Origin of the sequence: Pseudomonas sp. SCA2728.1_7, assembly GCF_018138145.1 — a bacterium.
Classification (GTDB): domain Bacteria; phylum Pseudomonadota; class Gammaproteobacteria; order Pseudomonadales; family Pseudomonadaceae; genus Aquipseudomonas; species Aquipseudomonas koreensis_A.
In genome coordinates this window covers 5,671,031-5,692,332 of sequence record NZ_CP073104.1, presented here as the reverse complement: position 1 = coordinate 5,692,332, position 21,302 = coordinate 5,671,031, and the positions used below count along the sequence as shown (strand labels likewise).

Annotated in this window: 19 protein-coding genes; 4 read left to right on the top strand and 15 right to left on the bottom strand. The window is 59.7% G+C overall.

What is annotated here, in order from left to right; translation table 11 throughout:
* The first annotated feature begins 25 nt into the window (after positions 1-25).
* Both KBP52_RS25435 and KBP52_RS25430 read left to right on the top strand, forming a co-directional pair.
* Positions 26-262 (top strand): DUF3820 family protein, encoded by a 237-nt coding sequence (locus KBP52_RS25435; protein ID WP_003227425.1) that lies wholly within the window; start codon positions 26-28, stop codon positions 260-262.
* Between the two features lie 30 nt (positions 263-292).
* Positions 293-1,474, top strand: coding sequence for an aminotransferase class V-fold PLP-dependent enzyme (locus KBP52_RS25430; protein ID WP_212621227.1), 1,182 nt, complete (start codon positions 293-295; stop codon positions 1,472-1,474).
* Here KBP52_RS25430 and KBP52_RS25425 read toward each other — a convergent pair.
* From KBP52_RS25425 to zwf, 4 genes are all read right to left on the bottom strand, one after another.
* Entirely contained in the window at positions 1,471-2,046 is a 576-nt protein-coding gene (locus KBP52_RS25425; RefSeq protein WP_212621226.1) for a hypothetical protein, read from the bottom strand. The two genes, KBP52_RS25430 and KBP52_RS25425, sit on opposite strands and share 4 nt — an antisense overlap.
* Positions 2,047-2,219: 173 nt before the next feature.
* Positions 2,220-2,885: a bifunctional 4-hydroxy-2-oxoglutarate aldolase/2-dehydro-3-deoxy-phosphogluconate aldolase gene (locus KBP52_RS25420; protein ID WP_008082815.1), complete on the bottom strand. Its 666-nt coding sequence runs from the start codon at positions 2,883-2,885 to the stop codon at positions 2,220-2,222.
* A gap of 17 nt (positions 2,886-2,902) precedes the next feature.
* Positions 2,903-3,616 carry a 6-phosphogluconolactonase gene (gene pgl, locus KBP52_RS25415; protein WP_212621225.1) on the bottom strand — a complete coding sequence of 238 codons (714 nt, stop codon included), beginning with the start codon at positions 3,614-3,616 and terminating at the stop codon, positions 2,903-2,905.
* Complete coding sequence (gene zwf, locus KBP52_RS25410) at positions 3,603-5,069, bottom strand: glucose-6-phosphate dehydrogenase (RefSeq protein WP_077574250.1); 1,467 nt, start codon at positions 5,067-5,069, stop codon at positions 3,603-3,605. The genes pgl and zwf overlap by 14 nt, the downstream gene beginning before the upstream one ends.
* A 226-nt stretch (positions 5,070-5,295) precedes the next feature.
* On the opposite strand from zwf, the gene KBP52_RS25405 reads away from it, so the two are divergent.
* Entirely contained in the window at positions 5,296-6,156 is an 861-nt protein-coding gene (locus KBP52_RS25405; protein ID WP_171057240.1) for a MurR/RpiR family transcriptional regulator, read from the top strand.
* A 226-nt stretch (positions 6,157-6,382) separates the two neighbouring features.
* On the opposite strand, the gene KBP52_RS25400 is transcribed toward KBP52_RS25405, so the two are convergent.
* The 11 genes from KBP52_RS25400 to edd form a co-directional block, all read right to left on the bottom strand.
* Positions 6,383-7,237 (bottom strand): D-hexose-6-phosphate mutarotase, encoded by an 855-nt coding sequence (locus tag KBP52_RS25400; RefSeq protein WP_175553397.1) that lies wholly within the window; start codon positions 7,235-7,237, stop codon positions 6,383-6,385.
* 113 nt (positions 7,238-7,350) lie between these two features.
* Positions 7,351-8,700 (bottom strand): carbohydrate porin, encoded by a 1,350-nt coding sequence (locus tag KBP52_RS25395; protein WP_095126181.1) that lies wholly within the window; start codon positions 8,698-8,700, stop codon positions 7,351-7,353.
* A gap of 193 nt (positions 8,701-8,893) precedes the next feature.
* Positions 8,894-10,054 carry a sn-glycerol-3-phosphate ABC transporter ATP-binding protein UgpC gene (ugpC, locus tag KBP52_RS25390; RefSeq protein ID WP_212621224.1) on the bottom strand — a complete coding sequence of 387 codons (1,161 nt, stop codon included), beginning with the start codon at positions 10,052-10,054 and terminating at the stop codon, positions 8,894-8,896.
* 2 nt (positions 10,055-10,056) lie between these two features.
* Positions 10,057-10,902, bottom strand: coding sequence for a carbohydrate ABC transporter permease (locus KBP52_RS25385; protein ID WP_007917872.1), 846 nt, complete (start codon positions 10,900-10,902; stop codon positions 10,057-10,059).
* On the bottom strand, positions 10,895-11,803 hold the full coding sequence (locus KBP52_RS25380; RefSeq protein WP_007917874.1) for a sugar ABC transporter permease: 909 nt from the start codon (positions 11,801-11,803) through the stop codon (positions 10,895-10,897). Before KBP52_RS25380 ends, KBP52_RS25385 begins: the two co-directional genes overlap by 8 nt.
* Before the next feature lie 137 nt (positions 11,804-11,940).
* Complete coding sequence (locus KBP52_RS25375) at positions 11,941-13,242, bottom strand: ABC transporter substrate-binding protein (protein WP_077574253.1); 1,302 nt, start codon at positions 13,240-13,242, stop codon at positions 11,941-11,943.
* Between the two features lie 118 nt (positions 13,243-13,360).
* The gene (locus tag KBP52_RS25370; protein WP_212621223.1) at positions 13,361-14,620 is read right to left on the bottom strand and encodes an AGE family epimerase/isomerase; all 1,260 of its coding nucleotides are present in this window, start codon (positions 14,618-14,620) and stop codon (positions 13,361-13,363) included.
* A 295-nt stretch (positions 14,621-14,915) separates the two neighbouring features.
* Positions 14,916-16,385, bottom strand: coding sequence for an ATP-binding protein (locus tag KBP52_RS25365; protein WP_212623162.1), 1,470 nt, complete (start codon positions 16,383-16,385; stop codon positions 14,916-14,918).
* Positions 16,375-17,106, bottom strand: coding sequence for a response regulator transcription factor (locus KBP52_RS25360; protein WP_003227460.1), 732 nt, complete (start codon positions 17,104-17,106; stop codon positions 16,375-16,377). Before KBP52_RS25360 ends, KBP52_RS25365 begins: the two co-directional genes overlap by 11 nt.
* A 179-nt stretch (positions 17,107-17,285) precedes the next feature.
* Entirely contained in the window at positions 17,286-18,245 is a 960-nt protein-coding gene (locus KBP52_RS25355; RefSeq protein ID WP_123593660.1) for a glucokinase, read from the bottom strand.
* On the bottom strand, positions 18,242-20,068 hold the full coding sequence (gene edd, locus KBP52_RS25350; RefSeq protein WP_137218817.1) for a phosphogluconate dehydratase: 1,827 nt from the start codon (positions 20,066-20,068) through the stop codon (positions 18,242-18,244). The genes KBP52_RS25355 and edd overlap by 4 nt, the downstream gene beginning before the upstream one ends.
* 220 nt (positions 20,069-20,288) lie before the next feature.
* Here edd and gap point away from each other — a divergent pair, with 220 nt between their 5' ends.
* Entirely contained in the window at positions 20,289-21,290 is a 1,002-nt protein-coding gene (gene gap / locus KBP52_RS25345) for a type I glyceraldehyde-3-phosphate dehydrogenase (RefSeq protein ID WP_212621222.1), read from the top strand.
* The last annotated feature ends 12 nt before the right edge of the window (positions 21,291-21,302 follow it).

Below are 21,302 nucleotides of genomic sequence, written 5' to 3'. Positions count from 1 at the left end.
GTTTTGAAGCCAGACGAAAACCCTGATGAATCCCGAAAAACTCGAACTGCTGATCACTCGCGAAATGCCTTTCGGCAAGTACAAGGGGCGGATCATTGCCGACCTGCCGGGGCCATACCTGAACTGGTTTGCCCGCGAAGGTTTCCCGCACGGCGAACTCGGTGGCTTGCTCGCGCTGATGCAGGAGATCGACCATAACGGCCTCTCGGACCTGCTCGAACCGCTGCGCGCCAAACACGGCAAACCTGCCCCGCGCCACTGAAGCACCCTCCTCTCTCAGAGTCAGCCGACCATGCCCGATAACACCCGCCGCGCCCGTGACGAAGCCTTTTGGCAAACGTTCGCCGACCGATACGACGTTCAACCCGGCCCCGTGAACCTGGAAAACGGTTACTTCGGGCGCATGTCGCGCACGGTGATCGAGGAGTACCAGCGCAATATCGAGCTGATCAACACCAGCAACTCGGTGTATGTGCGCCAGCGTTTCGAACAGCACGACAACCTCGACATTCGCGCGCAACTGGCCGAGCTGATCGGCGTACGGGCGCAGAGCGTGGCGTTCACTCGCAATGCCACCGAAGGCCTGCAATCGCTGATCCGCAACTACAACCGGCTGCAGCCGGGCGATCAGGTGCTGATCAGTGACCTGGAATACGACACGGTCAAAGGCGCCATGCGCTGGCTGGCCAGACATCGCGGCGCCGAAGTGATCGAGATTGCCCACGCGCACCCGGCGAGCTACGACAGCCTGGTGGAGACTTATCGCGAAGCCTTCGTCGGTCATCCGAAGATCAAGCTGATGGCCCTGACTCACGTCACTCACCGCACCGGACTGGTCATGCCGGTGCAAGCCATCGCCGCGCTCGCCAAGTCGCATGGCGTCGATGTCATCCTCGACGGCGCCCATGCGCTCGGTCAGATCGAGTTCGATCTTGAAGCACTGGGCATCTCTTTCGCCGGATTCAACCTGCACAAATGGATCGGCGCGCCGCTCACCCTCGGTTTCCTCTATATCGCGCCGCAACGCTTGGCCGATATCGATCCGGACATGGATGAAATGCATTACCCGGTGAATGACATCCGTGCGCGCACCTCCTACAGCACGCCCAACATTCCAGCACTGATGACCTTGCCGCTGGTGTTCGAGGAGCACCGCTCCCTCGGCGGTGCGCCGGCCAAAGGCGCTCGCGTCAATTATCTGCGCAATCTGTGGGTCAGCGCGGTGCGGCACTTGCCGGGCATCGAGGTAATGACGCCTGATGATCCTCGGCTGTATTGCGGCATCACATCGCTGCGTTTCACCCGGCACGATGATCAACAGGCGATGGCCGAGCGTCTGCTCAACGATTACAACCTGTTCACCGTGGTGCGCAACGGCGCCGCCAGCGGGCCGAGCATCCGCATTACACCGGGCCTGACCACCACCGCTGGCGACATGCAGTTGCTGGTCCGCGCGCTGAACGAGCTGCGCTAAAACACTGTGATCAGGTATTTGTCGTAGCCCGCCACGCCGATCTGCGATGACAGTGCAAAGGTGTCGACGCCGATCGTCAGGTTGCCGAAGTAGCCGTCCTCCGGGCCAGCGTCCGTGATCGGCCGCAACGCCAGTCGAACGGCATCGTTATCAACGGCTGTGCAATTGCAGGCACAGGGCAAATGCAGGCGCCCCGCCCAGGCCTCCTGGTACAGCTGCGGCTGTTGATCGTCATTGGCGATGGCGACGCTCAGAGCGATACACGAAAAGGCAGTTTGCCGATCCGGGTAAAGGCTGGTGAAACGAACGATGCCTTTACTGTCGGTCGACTGACTGCCGCACAGTGTGTCGGTACCAATGTGCTGTTCGATGCGAACCACGGCGCCACTGACCGGCTCGCCGGTCATGGCATCGACCAGGGTCAGCCGCAATACAAGGGGCAAACCTTCGATGCCCGCGCTGATGTTGCGCACCTTGCCCGGGGTGCTGTGCCAATTGAAACTGCCAACCACGGGCAACTGCTGCGGGCGCACAGAGTTGATTGATAAAGCGACAGATTGATGGTCGTCCATGAGGCGTTCTCTCTTCCGTAAGATGAACGCAGATTAGCGCCACGCAAACGCGGCTGTGCGGTAACTATGTATCGCGTGATGTCCTGACACTTTCTTCAAGGCAAAAAAAAAACGGTGCACCGACCAAGCGCACCGTAAAGCCGTAGAACACACAACGAAGTGTCTGGTAACAATCAGTCCAGCAGCGCCAACGCCTCGGCGGTGCATTCCTGAATACGGGCCCAGTCGCCGTTCTTGATCCACTCCGGATCAAGCATCCAGCTACCGCCCACGCACATGACGTTTTTCAGCGCCATGTAGCTCTTGATGTTGGCCGGGCCGACGCCGCCAGTCGGGCAGAATTTCACTTCGCCGAACGGGCCGCCGAGAGCTTTGATTGCCGCCACGCCACCGCTGACTTCAGCCGGGAACAGCTTGAAGCGGCGATAACCCAGACCGTAGCCTTCCATGATGCCGGAGGCGTTGCTGATGCCCGGCAACAGCGGAATAGGGCTGTCGACGCTGGCTTCGAGCAAGTCACGGGTGATGCCCGGGGTGACGATGAACTGCGAACCGGCCGCTTCAGCTGCCGCGAGCATGTTGCGATCGAGCACGGTGCCAGCACCGGTCATCAGTTCCGGGCGCTGGTCGCGCAGGATCTGAATAGCCTTGAGGCCGAACTGCGAACGCAGGGTCACTTCCAGCGCGGTCAGACCACCGGCAGCCAGGGCGTCGGCCAATGGCAGCACGTCCTGTTCGCGAGCGATGGTGATCACCGGCAGGATCCGCGCCTTGGCGCAGAGGCTGTCGATCAGGGCAACTTTGTCCGCCATGGAAACGGTCGGGGATGGGGTTGTCATAGCGGCTGTTCCTTGGCTCATGGGCACCAGTAAATCTCTAACGTAGGTTGCAGAAACGCGCGCACCGGCATGGCGGCGACGTCGTCGGATGCCAGTGCGGCATTCAGGGTGGTCAGTTTCGATTGACCGGAAATCGACAGAATCTTGTGCTTGGCCGAGGCCAGCAGCGCACGGCTCATGGTCAGGCGCTGACGCGGCACGCTCGGCGCCAGCATCGGCCAGCAACGGCGTGTGCCATCAGCTTGCAGCGCTTCGGTCAGGTTCGGGCTGTCGGGGAACAGCGACGCGGTGTGGCCGTCATCACCCATGCCCAGCACCAGCACGTCAATCGGTGGCAATTCGGCGAGCAAGCGGTCAGCCTGTTCAGCAGCCTGCTCGACGTTGGCCGCCGCGCTATAAAGGCTGAGGAACTGCGCCTTGGCCGCCGGGCCTTTGAGCAGGTATTGCTTGAGCAGGCCGGCATTGCTGTCAGCGTGTTCAACCGGTACCCAACGCTCGTCGGCGAGGGTCACGACGACCTTCGACCAGTCCAGTTCCTGCTTGGCCAGGTGCTGGAAAAACGCCACCGGACTACGACCGCCGGACACCACCAGCACCGCGTTGCCGCGTGCCGCAATGGCCTCGCTCAATTGCTTGGCAACATTCAGCGCCAGACCTTCGGCCAACAGCACTGGGCTGTTGAATTCGTGAGCATTCACGCCCGCAGGCAGTTGCACATCAGATATCGCCATACCACGACCTCCCGTCCCGCGTGATCAATGCAATGGAGCTCATCGGCCCCCACGACCCGGCCGCATACGGCTTGGGCGCGTCACCGGATTTTTTCCACCCGGCGATCAACTGGTCACACCATTTCCACGCGGCTTCGATTTCATCTTTACGGACAAACAGGTTCTGATTGCCGTTCATCACTTCCAGCAACAACCGCTCGTAGGCATCGGGGATCCGCGCGCTACGCCAGGTGTCGGAGAAATTCAGTTGCAGCGGGCCGCTGCGCAGTTGCATGCCTTTGTCCAGGCCCTGCTCTTTGGTCATCACGCGCAAGGAAATACCTTCGTCCGGTTGCAGGCGGATGATCAGTTTGTTGCTGATCTGCAAGCGCTGCTCAGGGGCGAAGATGTAGTGCGACGGTTCCTTGAAATGGATGACGATCTGCGACAGTTTCTGCGGCATACGCTTGCCGGTACGCAGGTAGAACGGCACGCCGGCCCAGCGCCAGTTGCGGATGTCGGCACGCAAAGCGACGAAGGTTTCAGTGTCGCTCTGGGTGTTGGAATTCGGTTCTTCGAGGTAACCCGGTACGGATTTGCCTTCGCTGTGGCCGGCGATGTACTGGCCGCGCACCACCTGAGTGGTGAGGCCTTCCGGGCTGATTGGCGCCAGTGCCTTGAGCACTTTTACTTTCTCGTCACGGATGCTGTCGGCGGAAAGATCGGCCGGCGGGTCCATGGCGATCAGGCAGAGCAACTGCAACAGGTGATTCTGGATCATGTCGCGCAGTTGGCCGGCCTTGTCGAAGTAGCCCCAGCGGCCTTCGATGCCAACTTTCTCGGCCACGGTGATTTCCACGTGGGAGATGTAATTCTGGTTCCACTGGGTTTCGAACAGGCTGTTGGCGAAACGCAGGGCGATCAGGTTCTGAACGGTTTCTTTGCCCAGGTAGTGGTCGATGCGGTAGGTGCGGTTCTCCGGGAAGAACTGCGCCACGGCGTCGTTAACCTTGCGCGACGATTCGAGGTCGGAGCCGATCGGTTTTTCCAGCACCACGCGGGTGTTTTCCGCCAGACCGACTTTCGCCAGGTTCTCGCAGATCGCGCCGTACACTGCTGCCGGTGTGGCGAAGTAGGCAATCATGCGTTGCGTGCTGCCGGCCAGTTCGGCCAGCGCCACATAATCTTCGGACTTAAGGAAGTCGACGTGCAGGTAGGTCAGGCGTGCGAGAAAACGCTCGGCGACGGCTTCGTCCAGCTCTTTGCCTACATAACGACGCAGTTCGGCGGCGATGAACGCCATGTGCTGCTGCTGGGAACCTTCTTCACGGGCCAACGCGATGATGCGCGTGTCCTCGTGCAGCAGGTCGGCGCCATCGAGGTGATAAAGGGCAGGAAACAGCTTGCGCAGGGCCAGATCGCCAAGCGCGCCGAACAAGGCAAAGGTGCACGGTTCAACCGTAATCGAAGGCATGATGTTTGTTCTTTTATCAAGTTAAGCTACAAATACCTTTTTTCAAGGCATCACTCAAGGGAAAATGTAGTAATAACCACAACATTTTCGCAAAATACAGATTCCGAGTGGTGGTCAGTCGGAGCCATCAGTAGGATAGGCCACCGTTACGGGCCATATCAAAGGCCCAATTTGCATAGCCCGGCGCACCTTTGCGCAGGTGAATTAGGAATTCCATATGGACCGCGTGCGAAATTTACTGGAACAGATCCAGAGTCGCCTTGAAGACCTGAACAAGGCCGAACGCAAAGTCGCCGAGGTGATCCTGCTCAACCCGCAGCAGGCCACCCGCTTCAGCATCGCCGCCCTCGCCCAGGCAGCCTCGGTGAGCGAACCGACGGTCAACCGTTTCTGCCGTTCGTTCGGTGTCAGCGGCTATCCCGAACTCAAGCTGCAACTGGCGCAGAGCCTGGCCAGCGGCGCGGCGTATGTCAGCCGTGCGGTCGAGGCTGACGATAATCCTGAGGCTTATACGCAGAAGATTTTCGGCAGCGCCATCGCCTCGCTGGACAGCGCTTGCCAAGCGCTTGATCCGAACCTGATCAGCCGCGCCGTCGACCTGTTGATTCAGGCGCGGCAGATTCACTTCTTCGGCCTCGGGGCTTCGGCGCCAGTGGCTTTGGATGCACAGCACAAGTTCTTCCGTTTCAACCTCGCGGTCACTGCGCATGCCGATGTGCTGATGCAGCGGATGATTGCCTCGGTGGCGCACACCGGTGAGTTGTTCGTGATAATTTCCTACACCGGGCGCACCCGTGAGCTGGTGGAAGTGGCGCGTATCGCTCGGGAGAACGGTGCTTCGGTGCTGGGCCTGACGGCGGAGAATTCGCCGCTGGCCAAGGCGAGTACCTTGAGCCTGAATATTCCGCTGCCGGAAGACACCGACATTTATATGCCGATGACTTCGCGGATCATTCAGTTGACGGTGCTGGATGTGTTGGCGACGGGGATGACCTTGCGTCGTGGCGTGGATTTCCAGCCGCATTTGCGCAAGATCAAAGAGAGCTTGAATGCGAGCCGGTATCCGGTTGGGGATGAATTCAACTAAAGATCAAAAGCACACCCTCACCCCAGCCCTCTCCCGGAGGGAGAGGGGGCCGACCGAGGAGGTCTCAGGAGTTACATCGACCTGAACGTTCAAACCGACCTCAGGTTTGGCCAAGCCAAGATCACCGTTGTAGTCGCAAGTCGGTGGACATAGCCAATCCAACTCGGTAAGTCCCCTCTCCCCCCGGGAGAGGGCTAGGGTGAGGGTAGCGGTGTACTTGACACACTCAAGCCGCCGCCCACGCCTGCAAACTCAAATGCGCCTTCTCCCCCGGCGCCAGATGCAGGCTGTCCGTCCCACCCGCCGCCGCTTCCACACAGACAAACTCGGAAATCTCATCCCACGTCACGCCCAACAACGGCCGCGCCCCCGGATGCCAGACCACCGTGTCCGCGCTGTCACCGGTATCGATGCACAACTCGCGCTGCCAGGCGTGATCTTTCAGCTGCAATTCGCCGTCATGCTGGAACACTCGCTGACAGCCACCATCAACGCGCAATTCACCTTCCTGCTGACAAACCTGGCGATTCAACTGGTCATAACCCTGCGCACCTTCGAGCCCAGACAGCGCTATCTCACCGACATCGCCAATACGCCAGTAAGCATGCAAAGCCTGGCTCAACTGGCACGGCATGTCGTCCTGATGCTCGGTGCTCAGACGCAGTTCCATGCGTTCGCCCAGATGCGCATGCAGGTCAACCTGCCAGTCGCACAGCTGCAATTGCCAGTGCAGGCGCACGCCATCGTCGGCGCTGCTGCTGTCGAGCAACTTCCAGTCGAGCAACCGTGCCCAACCATGGGACGGCCAGGCGTTTTCGCTCGGATGACGGCCATACCACGGCCAGCACACCGGCACGCCACCGCGAATGGCACCTACGTGCGGCCACTTCGCCGCACACCACAACCACGGCTTTTGCCCACGCGGCTGAAAGTGCAGCAACTGCGCGCCCTGACGACTGAACACCGCCTGACACAGCGGATGATCGATCACCAACACGTCGCGCATCTGATAGCGCTCCCAGGCGAACACCGGTTGTTCACGCAGGGATTTGAAGAAGCGTTGTAGCGGATGCTCATGCATTTGCCACGATCCTGAACTCGACTTTCACCGGGCGGCGCCAGCCCCAAAAAAAAGCGGACAGCCTGGGCTGTCCGCAAATATGCGCACATAGAGAGGAGCTTATCGCAGACGCGTTAGAACGTAGACTGAATTTTCAGGCCAGCGACCAAAGCGTTATCGACTTCATCCACACCACCCGGGTGAGTGATGTACTGCAGGTTAGGGCGTACGGTCAGCCAGTTGGTGACGTGGAAGCCGTAGTTGATCTCGTAGTTGTATTCGGTTTCACGAATCGGCGAGAACACCGGATTGTCGTAATCCGAAACACCGTTGGAGGCGTTCAGCAGCTCGGCGTTTTTCTTCACGTCGTCGTTGACGTGGATACGCGCCGCACCGATACCGACGTCATCCTTCGGACGCGCGTCGAATGGGCCTTTGTAGACGAACATCACCGACTGATAGTTGTCGATGAAGTTGGTGTCTTTGTCATGGAACGTGGCGTTGGCGGCGATGTTCAGACCGCGGGTCGCATCACCGTTGTGGCTGGTGAGTTGCTGTTGCGCCACAAACCAGTAGCCGCTTTTGCTGCTGTGGGTCTTGTAGGCATCGCCAGTAGTAGCAGCGTCGAAACCGTTGACGTCTTCGCGAACGTCGTCGGCATCCGCCGTGCTTTTGTAGTAACCGACGCGGTATTCGCCCGGCAGGCTGTTGACCTTCGGCGACCAGACCAACTCGACCGGCAACACAGTACCTTTGGTGCCGCTGCCGCTGAGTTTGAAGCCGTTGCCGTGTTCCAGCTGCGACGGGTTCTGGTTGTACGCACCGATCTGCGCGTAGAGCTCGTCGTTGATGTTGTACTTCACGCGGATCGCGGCCTGGCTGACGGGCCAGTTGTACCAGATGTTGGTCGCCCAGTTACCCACTTGCGAACCGCAGAACGCGAGGTTCTGGAAGTCGCACGGGAAGGTGTTGAAGTCTTCGCCTTCACCGAAGTAACCGGCCTTGACGTCGAGTTTGTTGTCGAAGAACTGGTGCTGAATCCACAACTGGGTCAGACGCACCATGTGGCCACGACCGTAGACTTCCTGCGAGGAGCTGAGGGTGCCGGCACGCGGATCGCCAACGCGGTCGTTGGAGATGTTGTAGCCGTTACGGTTGGTCAGCTGGATCTTCGCCTGGGTGTTATCCCAGCCCCACAGCTTTTGCAGATCGAGTGCCACGCCCAGACCGAACTGGTCAGCGTAACGCGCGGTCTTGTCGTCGTTGTAGCCACCGTTCAGGTTGCCACCGACTTCCCCAACGTAGTCAGCCTTGATGTCGATACCCTGCTCGATCAGCTTGGTACGCTCGCCACCCCAGTCGCCGGTCATCCACTTCGAATCGGAACTGAAGGCATCCGCCGCCATGGCGTTACCGGCCAGCACCAAGGCCGCCGCAGCCGACACTTGGCAGATCAACCGGGCATTGACGTGTTTCTTTTTCATCCCTACATCCTCGTCTTTATTGTTATTAACTGTTTTTATCTAACGCGGTTTACATAAATTGCGATGCTCGACAGGCCGGGCACCGCTTGCTCCTTTGTAGGAGTGAGCCTGCTCGCGATAGCGGTGTGTCAGGTAACAACTACATCAACTGACAGGACGCAATCGCGAGCAGGCTCACTCCCACATTTGTTCCTCAGCGGCCTTTGAATTGCGCCACGTTCGCAGACCGCGCATCGGTCTGTGGTTGCCCGGCAGTGCCGAGGCGTTCGCCAGTCTTGGCATCGAACAACAACACTTTCGACGGATCGAATTGCAGCGTCAGGTTCTCGCCCACCTGCGGTGCCACGTCCGGCGCCAGACGGCAGCAGACTTTGGTTTCATTCAAATTGACGAACACCAGCGTGTCCGGACCAGTCGGCTCGGTCACCTGCACTTCAGCACGAATGCTCGGCAGACCATTGCCCTCGCCGTTCGCCAAAACGATCTGCTCCGGGCGCAGGCCGAGGATCACTTCGCGATCTTCAAGCCCGGCGTCCTGCATGCTCATCGGCAACTCGCAACGCGCCTGGCCGCTGTCGAGCAGCGCCAGCAGACGACCGTCCTTGCGTTGCAGACGCAGCGGGATGAAGTTCATCGGCGGCGAACCGATGAAGCTCGCCACGAACAGGTTGGCCGGATCGTTGTAGATCTCTTTTGGCGTGCCGAACTGCTGGATGATGCCGTCCTTCATCACCGCCACCTTGTCGCCCAGGGTCATCGCTTCGATCTGGTCGTGGGTCACGTAGACCGTGGTGGTTTTCAGGCGCTGGTGCATCAGTTTCATTTCGGTGCGCATCTCGACGCGCAGCTTGGCGTCGAGGTTGGACAGTGGTTCGTCGAACAGATAGATCTTCGGCCGACGCGCCAGCGCACGGCCCATCGCCACGCGCTGTTGCTGACCACCGGAAAGCTGACCCGGCTTGCGATTGAGCAGGTGTTCGATTTGCAACAGCTTGGCCACGCGCGCGACTTCTTCGTCGATCGCCGCCTGAGGCATCTTGCGAATCTTCAGGCCGAATTCGATGTTCTCGCGCACGCTCATGGTCGGGTACAGCGCGTAGGACTGGAACACCATGGCGATGTCGCGATCCTTCGGGCTCATGCCACTGACGTCCTGATCGCCGATCATGATCGCGCCACCGGTGATGGTTTCCAGACCGGCGATGCAGTTCATCAGGGTCGATTTTCCGCAGCCCGACGGGCCGACGAGGATCAGGAATTCTCCTTCCTTGATCGACAGTTCGATGTTCTTCAGGGTGTCCGGCAGGCCGGCACCATAGGTCTTGTTGACGTTGCGAAGTTCGAGCGTTGCCATGATTACCCCTTGACTGCGCCGGCCGTCAGCCCGCGCACGAAATACTTGCCTGCGACCACATAGACCAGCAGGGTCGGCAGGCCGGCGATCATCGCCGCTGCCATATCAACGTTGTATTCCTTGGCGCCGGTGCTGGTGTTGACCAGGTTGTTCAACGCCACAGTGATCGGTTGCGAATCACCGCTGGAGAACACCACACCGAACAGGAAGTCGTTCCAGATCTGGGTGAATTGCCAGATCAGGCAGACCATGATGATCGGCGTCGACATCGGCAGAATGATGCGGCGGAAAATCGTGAAGAAACCCGCGCCATCCAGACGTGCAGCTTTCACCAGCGCATCCGGAATGCTCACGTAGTAGTTACGGAAGAACAGCGTGGTGAACGCCAGACCGTAAACCACATGGATAAACACCAGACCGGTAGTGGTACTCGCCAGACCCATTTTGCCGAGGGTGAACGAGGCCGGCAGCAGCACGGTCTGGAACGGCAGGAAGCAGCCGAACAACAGCAGACCGAAGAACAACTGCGAACCGCGGAAACGCCAGAACGACAGCACGTAACCGTTCAACGCACCGATGGCGGTGGAGATAATTACCGCCGGAACGGTGATCTTGATCGAGTTCCAGAAGTAACCGTCAACCGTGGCCCAGGCCTTGACCCAGCCGATGCCGCTGACCACGGTCGGCCAGCTCAGCAGGTTGCCGGTGCTGATGTCTTCCGGGGTCTTGAAACTGGTCAGCAACATCACCACCAGCGGCACCAGATAAAGCAGTACGGCGAGGATCAGCACCGCGTAGATCGCGATGCGACTCAGGCTGATAGCAGGTTTGGCAGCGAGACTAGTCATTGCGCTTGGTCCTCAGCTCGGAATACAGGTAAGGCACGATGATCGCGAGGATCGCACCGAGCATCAGAATCGCACTGGCCGAGCCCATGCCCATCTGGCCGCGACTGAAGGTGAAGGAATACATGAACATCGCCGGCAGGTCGGAGGAATAACCCGGGCCACCAGCGGTCATCGCCGCGACCAGGTCGAAGCTCTTGATCGCGATGTGCGCCAGAATCATCACCGCACTGAAGAACACCGGACGCAGGCTTGGCAGCACCACTTTCCAGTAGATCGTCGGCATGCTCGCGCCATCGATCTGTGCAGCGCGGATAATCGATTGATCAACGCCACGCAGGCCGGCGAGGAACATCGCCATGATGAAGCCCGAGGCTTGCCAGACAGCGGCGATCACCAGGCAGTAAACCACGCGATCAGGGTCGATCAGCCAGTCGAGACGGAAGCCTTCCCAGCCCCAGTCACGCAACAATTTATCCAGGCCCATGCCCGGGTTGAGCAGCCATTTCCACGCGGTACCGGTAACGATCATCGAGAGCGCCATCGGGTACAGGTAAATGGTGCGGATAAAGCCTTCGCGACGGATGCGCTGGTCGAGGAACACCGCCAGCAACACGCCGATCACCAAGGTGATGCCGATGAACATACCGCCGAACACCGCGAGGTTTTTGCTCGCGACCCACCAGCGATCGTTGTCGAACAACCGCGCGTATTGCGCCAGACCGGCCCACTTGTAGTTAGGCAGGAAAGTCGAGGTGGTGAACGACAGCACGAACGTCCACAGGATGTAGCCATAGAAGCCCACCAGCACGATGAACATGCTCGGCGCCAGCACCAGTTTGGGTAGCCAGCGTTGCAATGCATCGAACGGCGAGGCCTTGCTGAACACAGCAACAGAACTCATGGGGAAATCCAGAATAAAGATGACAAGGGCATTTCCCTGTAGGAGTGAGCCTGCTCGCGATAGCGGTGTGTCAGGTAACAACTACATCAACTGACAGGACGCAATCGCGAGCAGGCTCGCTCCTACAGGTCCAAGGATTACTTGGACGACTTGATCGCTGCACCAAGTTTCTTGGCAGTGTCGGCCGGGTCGGCTTTCGGGTCGTTGATGTAGTTGGTCACGACATCAAAGAACGCGCCTTGCACCGCCAGCGTGGTCGCCATGTTGTGCGCCATGCTTGGCTGCAGGCCGCCGGACTTGGCGTCTGCCAGGAAGTCCTTGGCAGCGGTCTGTGCGCAGGAATCGAAACCGAGTTTCTCCATGTCGTTCAACATGTCGTTGCGAACCGGGATCGAGCCTTTGTTGATGCTGAAGACTTTCTGGAAGTTTTCACCCAGCACGACTTTGGCGATGTCCTGCTGACCGGCCGCAGTGCCTGCGTCCTTCTGCTTGAACACGGCCAGCGAGTCGATGTTGTAGGTGAACGCCTTGTCGGTGCCCGGGAAGGCGACGCACTCGTAGTCCTTGCCAGCGACTTTCTTGGCAGCGGTCCATTCGGACTTGGCCCAGTCACCCATGATCTGCATGCCGGCCTTGCCGTTGATGACCTTGGCCGCTTCCAGGTTCCAGTCCTGACCTTTGCCGTCGGCGTCCATGTAGGTCGCGACTTTCTTCAGCTCGGTCAGTGCCTTGACCATTTCCGGGCCGGTCAGCGCGGCGTTGTCCAGGTCAACCAGGGCTTTCTTGTAACCATCGACACCCATGACCGAAAGCACCACGGCTTCGAACACGGTGCTGTCCTGCCAAGGCTGACCGCCGTGAGCCAACGGGATGAAACCCGCAGCCTTCAGCTTGTCGCCAGCGGCATAGAATTCTTCAAGGGTGGTCGGGTTTTTGGTGATACCGGCTTTCTTGAACACTTCCGGGTTGATCCACAGCCAGTTCACGCGGTGAATGTTCACCGGCACGGCCACGTAATCACCGTCGTACTTCACGGTATCGGAGACTTTCTTGTCGAGCAGGCTGTCCCACTTTTCCGACTTGGCGACGTCTTTCAACACGTCGGTATCGAGCAGGCCGGTCGACGCCCATTCCTGGATGTCCGGGCCTTTGATCTGGGCGACGCCAGGCGGGTTGCCGGCGACTGCACGGCTTTTCAGCACGGTCATGGCCGTTGCACCGCCACCACCGGCGACAGCGCCGTCTTTCCAGGTGAAACCGTCTTTTTCGACTTGCGCCTTGAGCACATCAACAGCGGCTTTTTCGCCACCGGACGTCCACCAGTGCACGACTTCGACCGAACCTTTGGATTCGGCAGCGGAAACACTGAGAGGCAGAATTGCGAGCGGGAACAGGGAGGCGACAGAAATGACAGTAGCGAGGCGAGAAATCGCATTCATCTGAGATGTACCTTTCTTGTTGTTATGCATGCAAGTCTGGTGCTTGCGCTGCACAGGAGTTTAAACAGGACGTTTCCCTTCGCAGGTAACGAAGGGACGCGCGAATGTCACCACATGGTTACACAGGACTGCTCTGGGATAACTGTGCCAGCGCAGTCGCCATACTGGGTGACAAGGGTAGACGAGGGATCAGCACGGCTTGCCAGGCGTGATACAGATCGGGTTTGCCCGGCCAGATATCGGCGCTGGGGATGTTTTGCGGGTTGAGTTCGTGGTGCCAACTGCCGTCGCAACGGTCGATGAAATTCACTTCGCAGAATTCCCAGAACAGTCGGTACCAGCTTTCGTATTGCGCATCGCCGGTGCGCTTTAGCAACGCGCTCGCAGCAGCGCTGGCTTCAGCGTGCGTCCAGTGCAGGCGGTGGCGGACCACGGCTTTGTTGTCCCAGTCGAGGGTGTAGACGATGCCCGGCAAACCATCGACGTTCCAACCGTTACGGCAATTGTTCTCGAAGAGTTTCTGCGCATCGGTCGCGAGCCAACCGGGGGTGAGCATGCCGGCCTGAACCCGCGCCGCTTCGAGGTGCAGCAACAGCCGCGCCCATTCGAAACCATGGCCCGGCGTGGTGCCGTAAGGGCGGAAACCATCGGCGGGATTGTCGTGGTTGTATTCGCGCAGCGGTTGCCAGTCGCGGTCGAAATGTTCGATGACCATGTAACCGTTGCCGGCGGCATGACCGTGGATCACCCGCTCGACGATGCGTTGCGCACGCACCAGCCAGCGCGGATCTTCGGTGACATCAGCAAGAGCGAGGAACGCTTCAGTGGCGTGCATGTTGCTGTTGGCGCCGCGATAGGCTTCTTCCTCGCTCCAGTCACGATTGAAGAATTCGCGCATCGCGCCCTCTTCCTCGCTCCAGAAATACGTGTCGATGATGTCGATGGCGTCATCCAGCAACGCCTGCGCACCGGGGCGTTGCGCGACCACCGCAGAGCTGGCGGCCAGTGCGACGAACGCATGCAGGTAGGCGTTCTTGCCGGTGTTGTCGTCGCGGTGTTCGGCGACGGCAAACCAGCCACCGTGCAAAGCATCGCGCAATGGCCCGCGCAGGGCGGCGATGCCGTGATCGACCAGTTCGGCGAAACCCGGCAGGCCCTGAATATGGGCCATGGCGAAGCTGTGGGTCATGCGCGCGGTGTTCATGGTTTCGGCTTGCGCGTTCGCTGGCAGACGGCCGCGTTCGTCGAGGTTGCCGAAGCCTTGTGGGAGTTTTGCTGCCTTGGCGAAATCCAGCAGACGCAGGCCTTCGGCGGCGAGCCATTGCTGGTGGGCAGGGGCATTCAGCCAACTGCTGAAGCCGGGTTGGAAGAGATCCATGGGTGGCCTTTTTTGTTGTTATGACTGCGGGGAGTCTAAACAACGGGCCGGGGTGGGCTTGTAACGAAGGGGGCGGGGTTTGTCACTGATCCGTGACAAAAGAGCCACCCTCACCCCAGCCCTCTCCCGGAGGGAGAGGGGGCCGACCGCGGGGTATTGAAGAGTTACGCCGACCTGAAAGTTTTTCAGCGAATCCATAATCGACACGGTGTTTCAGGTCGATGTATGACGCAAGACAACTCGGTCAGTCCCCTCTCCCTCTGGGAGAGGGCTAGGGTGAGGGAAAGCTTTTGACTCAATCCGCCGAACGCGGCAATTGCAGGGTCACCCGCAACCCACCCTCACGCAGATTCTGCAACGTCACTTCCCCACCATGACTGTGGGCGATGTTGCGCGCGATGCCCAACCCCAAGCCATAGCCCTGCTGCTGCCCCGCCAGCCTGAAGTGCGGCTCAAATACCTGCTCCAGCCGCTGCTCCGGCACACCCGGCCCTTCATCATCAACGTGCAAGACAAACGCGCTGTCATCGTCATCGATGTGCAGATGCGCGTTCTGCCCGTACTTCAACGCGTTGTCGATCAGGTTGCCAATACAGCGCTTCAAAGCCAAAGGTTTACCCGGATACGCCGCCAACGCACGACCATGCTGAGTCACGCGACCATTACCATTCGGTGCCAGATAGGGCTCGACCAGACAATCAAGCACGTGATTGAGATCCACCGGTTCGATGTTCTCGTGGATGTCAGTGTCTTTCACGCATTGCAGCGCACCTTTGACCAACAACTCCAGCTCATCCAGATCGCGACCGAATTTGGCCTGCAGCTTCTCGTCTTCAAGCAATTCGACGCGCAGACGCAAACGCGTGATTGGCGTACGCAGGTCATGGGAAATCGCGCTGAACAACTGGCTACGCTCGGTCAGGTAGCGACTGATACGCTCGCGCATGGTGTTGAAGGCGCGGCCCACTTCCACCACTTCACTGCCACCGCCCTCGGCCACCGGTTCGACGTCGGCGCCCAGTGACAGATCCCGTGCAGCACGTGCCAGACGCTTGAGCGGCCGGCTCTGCCAGTGCACCAGCAGGCCGATGAACAAAAGCAAGAATCCGCTGGTGAGGACGATGAACCACACCTGCTGCGAGGGCAGGCCTTGTTCTTCAAGACTGGTGTACGGCTCGGGCAACAGTGAGGCGATGTACAGCCATTCGCCCGGCGCCATTTGAATCTGCGTGACCAGCACGGGTGGATTCACCGGTTCCAGGGTCAGCGCGTAATGCGCCCATGAACGCGGCAACTCATCGAGTTTCAGCCCTGCGTTGAAAATCCGCAGGTCCTCGGGGCTGACAAAGGTCACCGAAATATCCGTGTCATTGCCGAGGGTCTGGCGCAACACTTCGTCGACCGCTTTCATCACCGCCGCTTTACGCGGCGTGACCGGCAGCACATCCATGCCCAAAGGTTTGTCGTTGAGGGTCACGACGAAGCGGGTGCCGCCCATACTGCGCAACTGATCGAGCACCAGCGGCCGATAAGCCACCGGCAGCGAGCGGAAGTAACTGACGCTGGCGGTCATCGAATGGGCAAGGCTGCGGGCGCTGGTGACCAAGCCTTCGAGCTGGGTGGCGCGCAGTTGCGAGACCCAGATCACGCTCGACAATGTTTGCGCGAACAGCACCGCCAGCAACGTCAGCAGCAACATCCGCCCGAGCAACGAACGCGGAACCGGGACCTTGGCGGCTAGTTTACGCAGCGAATCAGTGACCATTGCCGGCAACCACGTTGGCTGCCAGTTGATAGCCACTGCCGCGCACGGTGCGAATCAGTCGTGGCGGTTTCTCGGTATCGCGCAGGCGCTGGCGCAAACGGCTGACGGCCATGTCGACGATGCGATCGAGCGGCATCAGATCGCGACCCCGGGTGGCGTTGCCGATGGTGTCGCGGTCGAGGATTTCCTGCGGGTGATCGAGGAACAGCTTCAACAGGGCGAAGTCGGCACCGGAGAGAATCACTTCCTCGCCGTCAGTGTGAAACAACCGATGGCTGACCATGTCCAGCCGCCATTCATCGAAGGCCAGTACGTCGCTGCCACTGCGCTCCTGACCGAATTGCGCACGCCGCAGCAATGCCTTGATGCGCGCTTGCAGTTCGCGCGGGCTGAAGGGTTTGCCGAGGTAGTCGTCAGCGCCGAGTTCAAGGCCGATCACGCGGTCGGCTTCGTCGGAACTGGCGGTGAGCATGATGATCGGCACCTGTGCCTGACGCGGATGCTGACGCACCCAACGGCACAGGCTGAAGCCGTCTTCGTCGGGCAGCATGACATCGAGGATCACCAGATCGCTCGGCGCCTCGTTGAGGGCCTGGCGGAAACTGGCACCGTCGGCGGTGGCCCGCACCTGAAACCCGGCGCGAGTCAGGTAGGTTTCCAGCAACTCGCGTATTTCCTGGTCGTCATCGACCAACAATATCGACTTGTTGACTGAGCTCACTTCGAAGGCATCCTTGTTGTTGGAATTGGGGCGGATTATGCCTTAAGCACTGATTTTACAAACACCACAAAACAACTGTAGGAGTGAGCCTGCTCGCGATAGCGGTTTGTCAGTCAACGAATGTGTTGAATCCAAGACAGCTATCGCGAGCAGGCTCACTCCTACAGTTTGATTGCATTTCAGGTTGGGATTGATTGATCCAGGGCTACACCGGCGCCAACGAGGCCGGAATACGGCGCTGTCACCAGCCACACCGGAATGCCTTTGAAGTAATCGCTCATGCAGCCTTTGTCAGCAAAGCTACGGGCGAAACCGCTTTCGAGGAAGAAATCGGCAAAGCGTGGAATCACACCACCGACGATATACACCCCGCCACGCCCGCCCGTGGTCAGCACGTTGTTGCCGGCGACACGGCCGAGCCAGCAGCAGAACTGCTCGAGCACTTCCAGGGCAATCGGGTCACCCGCCAGCCCGGCGGCGGTAATCGCTTCCGGCGTATCGAGTGTCGGCTCATGCCCGTCCACTGCGCAGATCGCGCGATAGACTCGCGGCAAACCGCCGCCGCTCAACGCGGTTTCCGCGCTGACATGGCCGATTTCATTGTGGATGTGCTGCCACAACTGGGTTTCACGCGGGCTGCTCAGCGGCAGATCGACGTGACCGCCCTCGCCCGGCAACGCCGCAAAACGACCTTCACCCAGATCAAGCAAGGTACCGACGCCAAGGCCAGTGCCCGGGCCAATCACCACAGCAGGGCGCAACGGCTCCGGCGTACCCTCGCAAACCACGCGGAATTCGCCCGGCTGCAAACGGGTCATGCCCAACGCCATCGCCGAGAAGTCATTGACCAGCAACAACTGTTCGACCTGCAAGGTTTTGCAGAACGCGGTGCGGCTCAGGCGCCAGTGGTTGTTGGTGAATTTGAATTCATCACCACTGACCGGGCCGGCCACCGACAGGCACACCGAACCGATCGAACCCGGCGCCAGACCGAGCCCGCTCAGGTAGAGGCTGATCGCCTCTTCCGGGCTGGCGTGGTCGGCCGTGGCCAGCACCTGAACCGATTGCAGTTGCTGGTTTTTCCACAACGCAAACCGCGCGTTGGTGCCTCCGATGTCACCGACCAAAGCCAGTTTCAATTAAGCGTCTCCAGGGCAGAAGTGAAGGCGCTGGCGCCCTGCTCCGCCGAGCTGAAGGCCAAACGCATAAAACCAAACAGTTCGCGACCGCTGCCAATGTTGTTACCCAACAGGCCTTTGGCGGGTTCGCGCGCTGCAAATTCGGCGGCGTCGACCTTCAGTTCCAAGGTGCCTTTGACGCCATCGACGCGGATGATATCGCCCTCTTGCACCCGCGCCAAAGCGCCACCGACATAAGCTTCCGGGCTGACGTGAATCGCTGCGGGGATTTTCCCCGAGGCGCCGGACATGCGCCCGTCAGTCACCAGCGCGACTTTGAAGCCGCGATCCTGCAGCACGCCGAGGAACGGCGTCATCTTGTGCAGCTCAGGCATGCCGTTGGAGCGCGGGCCCTGGAAGCGCATCACCGCAACGAAATCTTTTTCCAGCAGGCCGGCCTTGAACGCGTCGGCCAGATCCTGCTGATCCTGGAACACCATCGCCGGCGCTTCGACGATCTGGTTCTCCAGGGCGACGGCGGAGACCTTCATCACACCGCGACCGAGGTTGCCTTCCATCACCCGCAAACCGCCTTCCTGCGAGAACGCACGAGCGACCGGACGCAGGATGTTTTCGTCGAGGCTGTCGACCGGGCCTTCACGCCAGACCAGTTCGCCGTTATCAAGGAACGGCTCTTTGGTGTATTTGCTCAAGCCGTGGCCGAGCACAGTGTTGACGTCTTCGTGCAGCAGGCCGGCGCCGAGCAGTTCGCGGATCAGGAACGACATGCCGCCCGCCGCCTGGAAGTGGTTGATGTCGGCTTTGCCGTTCGGGTAGACGTGGCTCAGGGTCGGCACGACTTCGGAGAGGTCGGCCATGTCCTGCCAGGTCAGTTGAATGCCCGCGGCCATGGCGATGGCCGGCATGTGCAGGGTGTGGTTGGTCGAGCCGCCGGTGGCATGCAGCGCGACGATCGAGTTGACCAGCGATTTCTCGTCGACGATTTCGCCGATCGGCATGAAGTTGCCGTTCTGCTTGGTCAGGCGCGTCACTTGATGCGCGGCTTCGCGGGTCAGCGCATCACGCAGCGGCGTGTTCGGGTTGACGAAAGAGGCACCCGGCAAGTGCAGGCCCATGACTTCCATCAGCAACTGGTTGGTGTTGGCGGTGCCGTAGAAAGTGCAGGTGCCCGGGCTGTGGTAAGACTTCATCTCCGATTCCAGCAGCTCTTCGCGGGTGGCTTTGCCTTCGGCGTACTTCTGGCGCACGTCGGCTTTTTCCTTGTTGGAAATCCCCGAGACCATCGGCCCACCCGGGACGAAAATCGTCGGCAGGTGGCCGAAACGCAGCGAACCCATCATCAGGCCCGGGACGATCTTGTCGCAGATGCCGAGCATCAGTGCGCCGTCGAACATGTTGTGCGACAGCGCCACAGCGGTCGACATGGCGATCACTTCGCGGCTCGGCAGGCTCAGTTCCATGCCCGGCTCACCTTGGGTGACGCCGTCGCACATCGCCGGAGTGCCGCCGGCGAACTGGCCGACCGAGCCGATTTCGCGCAGGGCGTTCTTGATCTGTTCCGGGAAGACTTCATACGGCTGGTGCGCCGAGAGCATGTCGTTATACGAAGAAACAATGGCGATGTTCGCCGAGTTCATCATCCGCAGGCTGTGCTTGTCTTCGCTGCCGCAACCGGCCACGCCGTGGGCGAAATTGGCGCATTGCAGCTTGCCGCGCATCGGCCCGTCAGTGGCGGCGCCACGAATCAGTGCAAGGTAAGCCTGACGCGTGGCGCGGCTGCGGGCGATAAGCCGTTCGGTGACCTCAAGGACGCGGGGATGCATGTGTAGAACTCCAGGCTAACGGATGTGGCGACCTGATTGTCTATGCTGATCAAACGCCGTTGTTGTTGGAATGACAGACGGCTTTTTTGACCATTCGGACCAGTTGATTCAGGTCACTCGTTGTAGATAAAACAAAATATTGCCACTAAAAAGGCTTGTTTTCTATTTTTATGCGAATAATCTTGTAATTCCAACAACAAAACGACGGCGGCGCTGTTCCATGACTCTTCGAATCGCAATCAATGGTTTTGGCCGCATCGGCCGTAATGTCCTGCGCGCACTGTATACCCAAGGCTATCGACAGGATTTGCAGATCGTCGCCATCAACGATCTGGGTGACAGCTCGATCAATGCCCATCTGCTCAAATACGACACCGTTCACGGCACGTTCGACGCGCAAGTCGAGCATGACAATGAAAGTCTGACCGTCAACGGCGACCGCATTGCGGTCAGCGCGATTCGCAACCCGGCCGAGCTGCCATGGGCGGCGGAAAAGATTGATGTGGTGTTCGAATGCACCGGTCTCTTCACCGACCGCGCCAAAGCCGCCGCGCATATTACTGCCGGCGCCCGCAAAGTGATCATCTCTGCCCCGGCAAAAGGCGCCGACGCCACCGTGGTTTATGGCGTGAACCATGACATTCTGCGCCAGTCGCACCAAATCATCTCCAACGCTTCGTGCACCACCAACTGCCTAGCACCGGTGGCGCAGGTGCTGCACCGTGAACTGGGCATTGAAAGCGGTTTGATGACCACGATTCATGCCTACACCAACGATCAGAACCTCACCGACGTCTATCACACCGACCCCTACCGCGCGCGTTCGGCCACGCAGAACATGATTCCGAGCAAGACCGGCGCCGCTGAAGCAGTGGGCCTGGTACTGCCGGAACTGGCCGGCAAACTGACCGGCATGGCCGTGCGCGTGCCGGTGATCAATGTGTCGCTGGTGGATTTGACCGTGCAACTGAAAAAAGAAGCCAGCGCCGAGGAAGTCAACGCGCTGCTCAAGGCTGCAAGCCAGCATTCGAAGATTCTCGGTTTCAACACCCTGCCGCTGGTGTCGAGCGACTTCAACCACAACCCGCTGTCGTCGATCTTCGACGCCAACCACACCAAATCCAGCGGCAAACTGCTGAAAGTGCTGGCCTGGTATGACAACGAGTGGGGCTTCTCGAATCGCATGCTGGATAACTGCCTGGCGTTGTGTAACGCCGAATAACTCCCTGCTTTT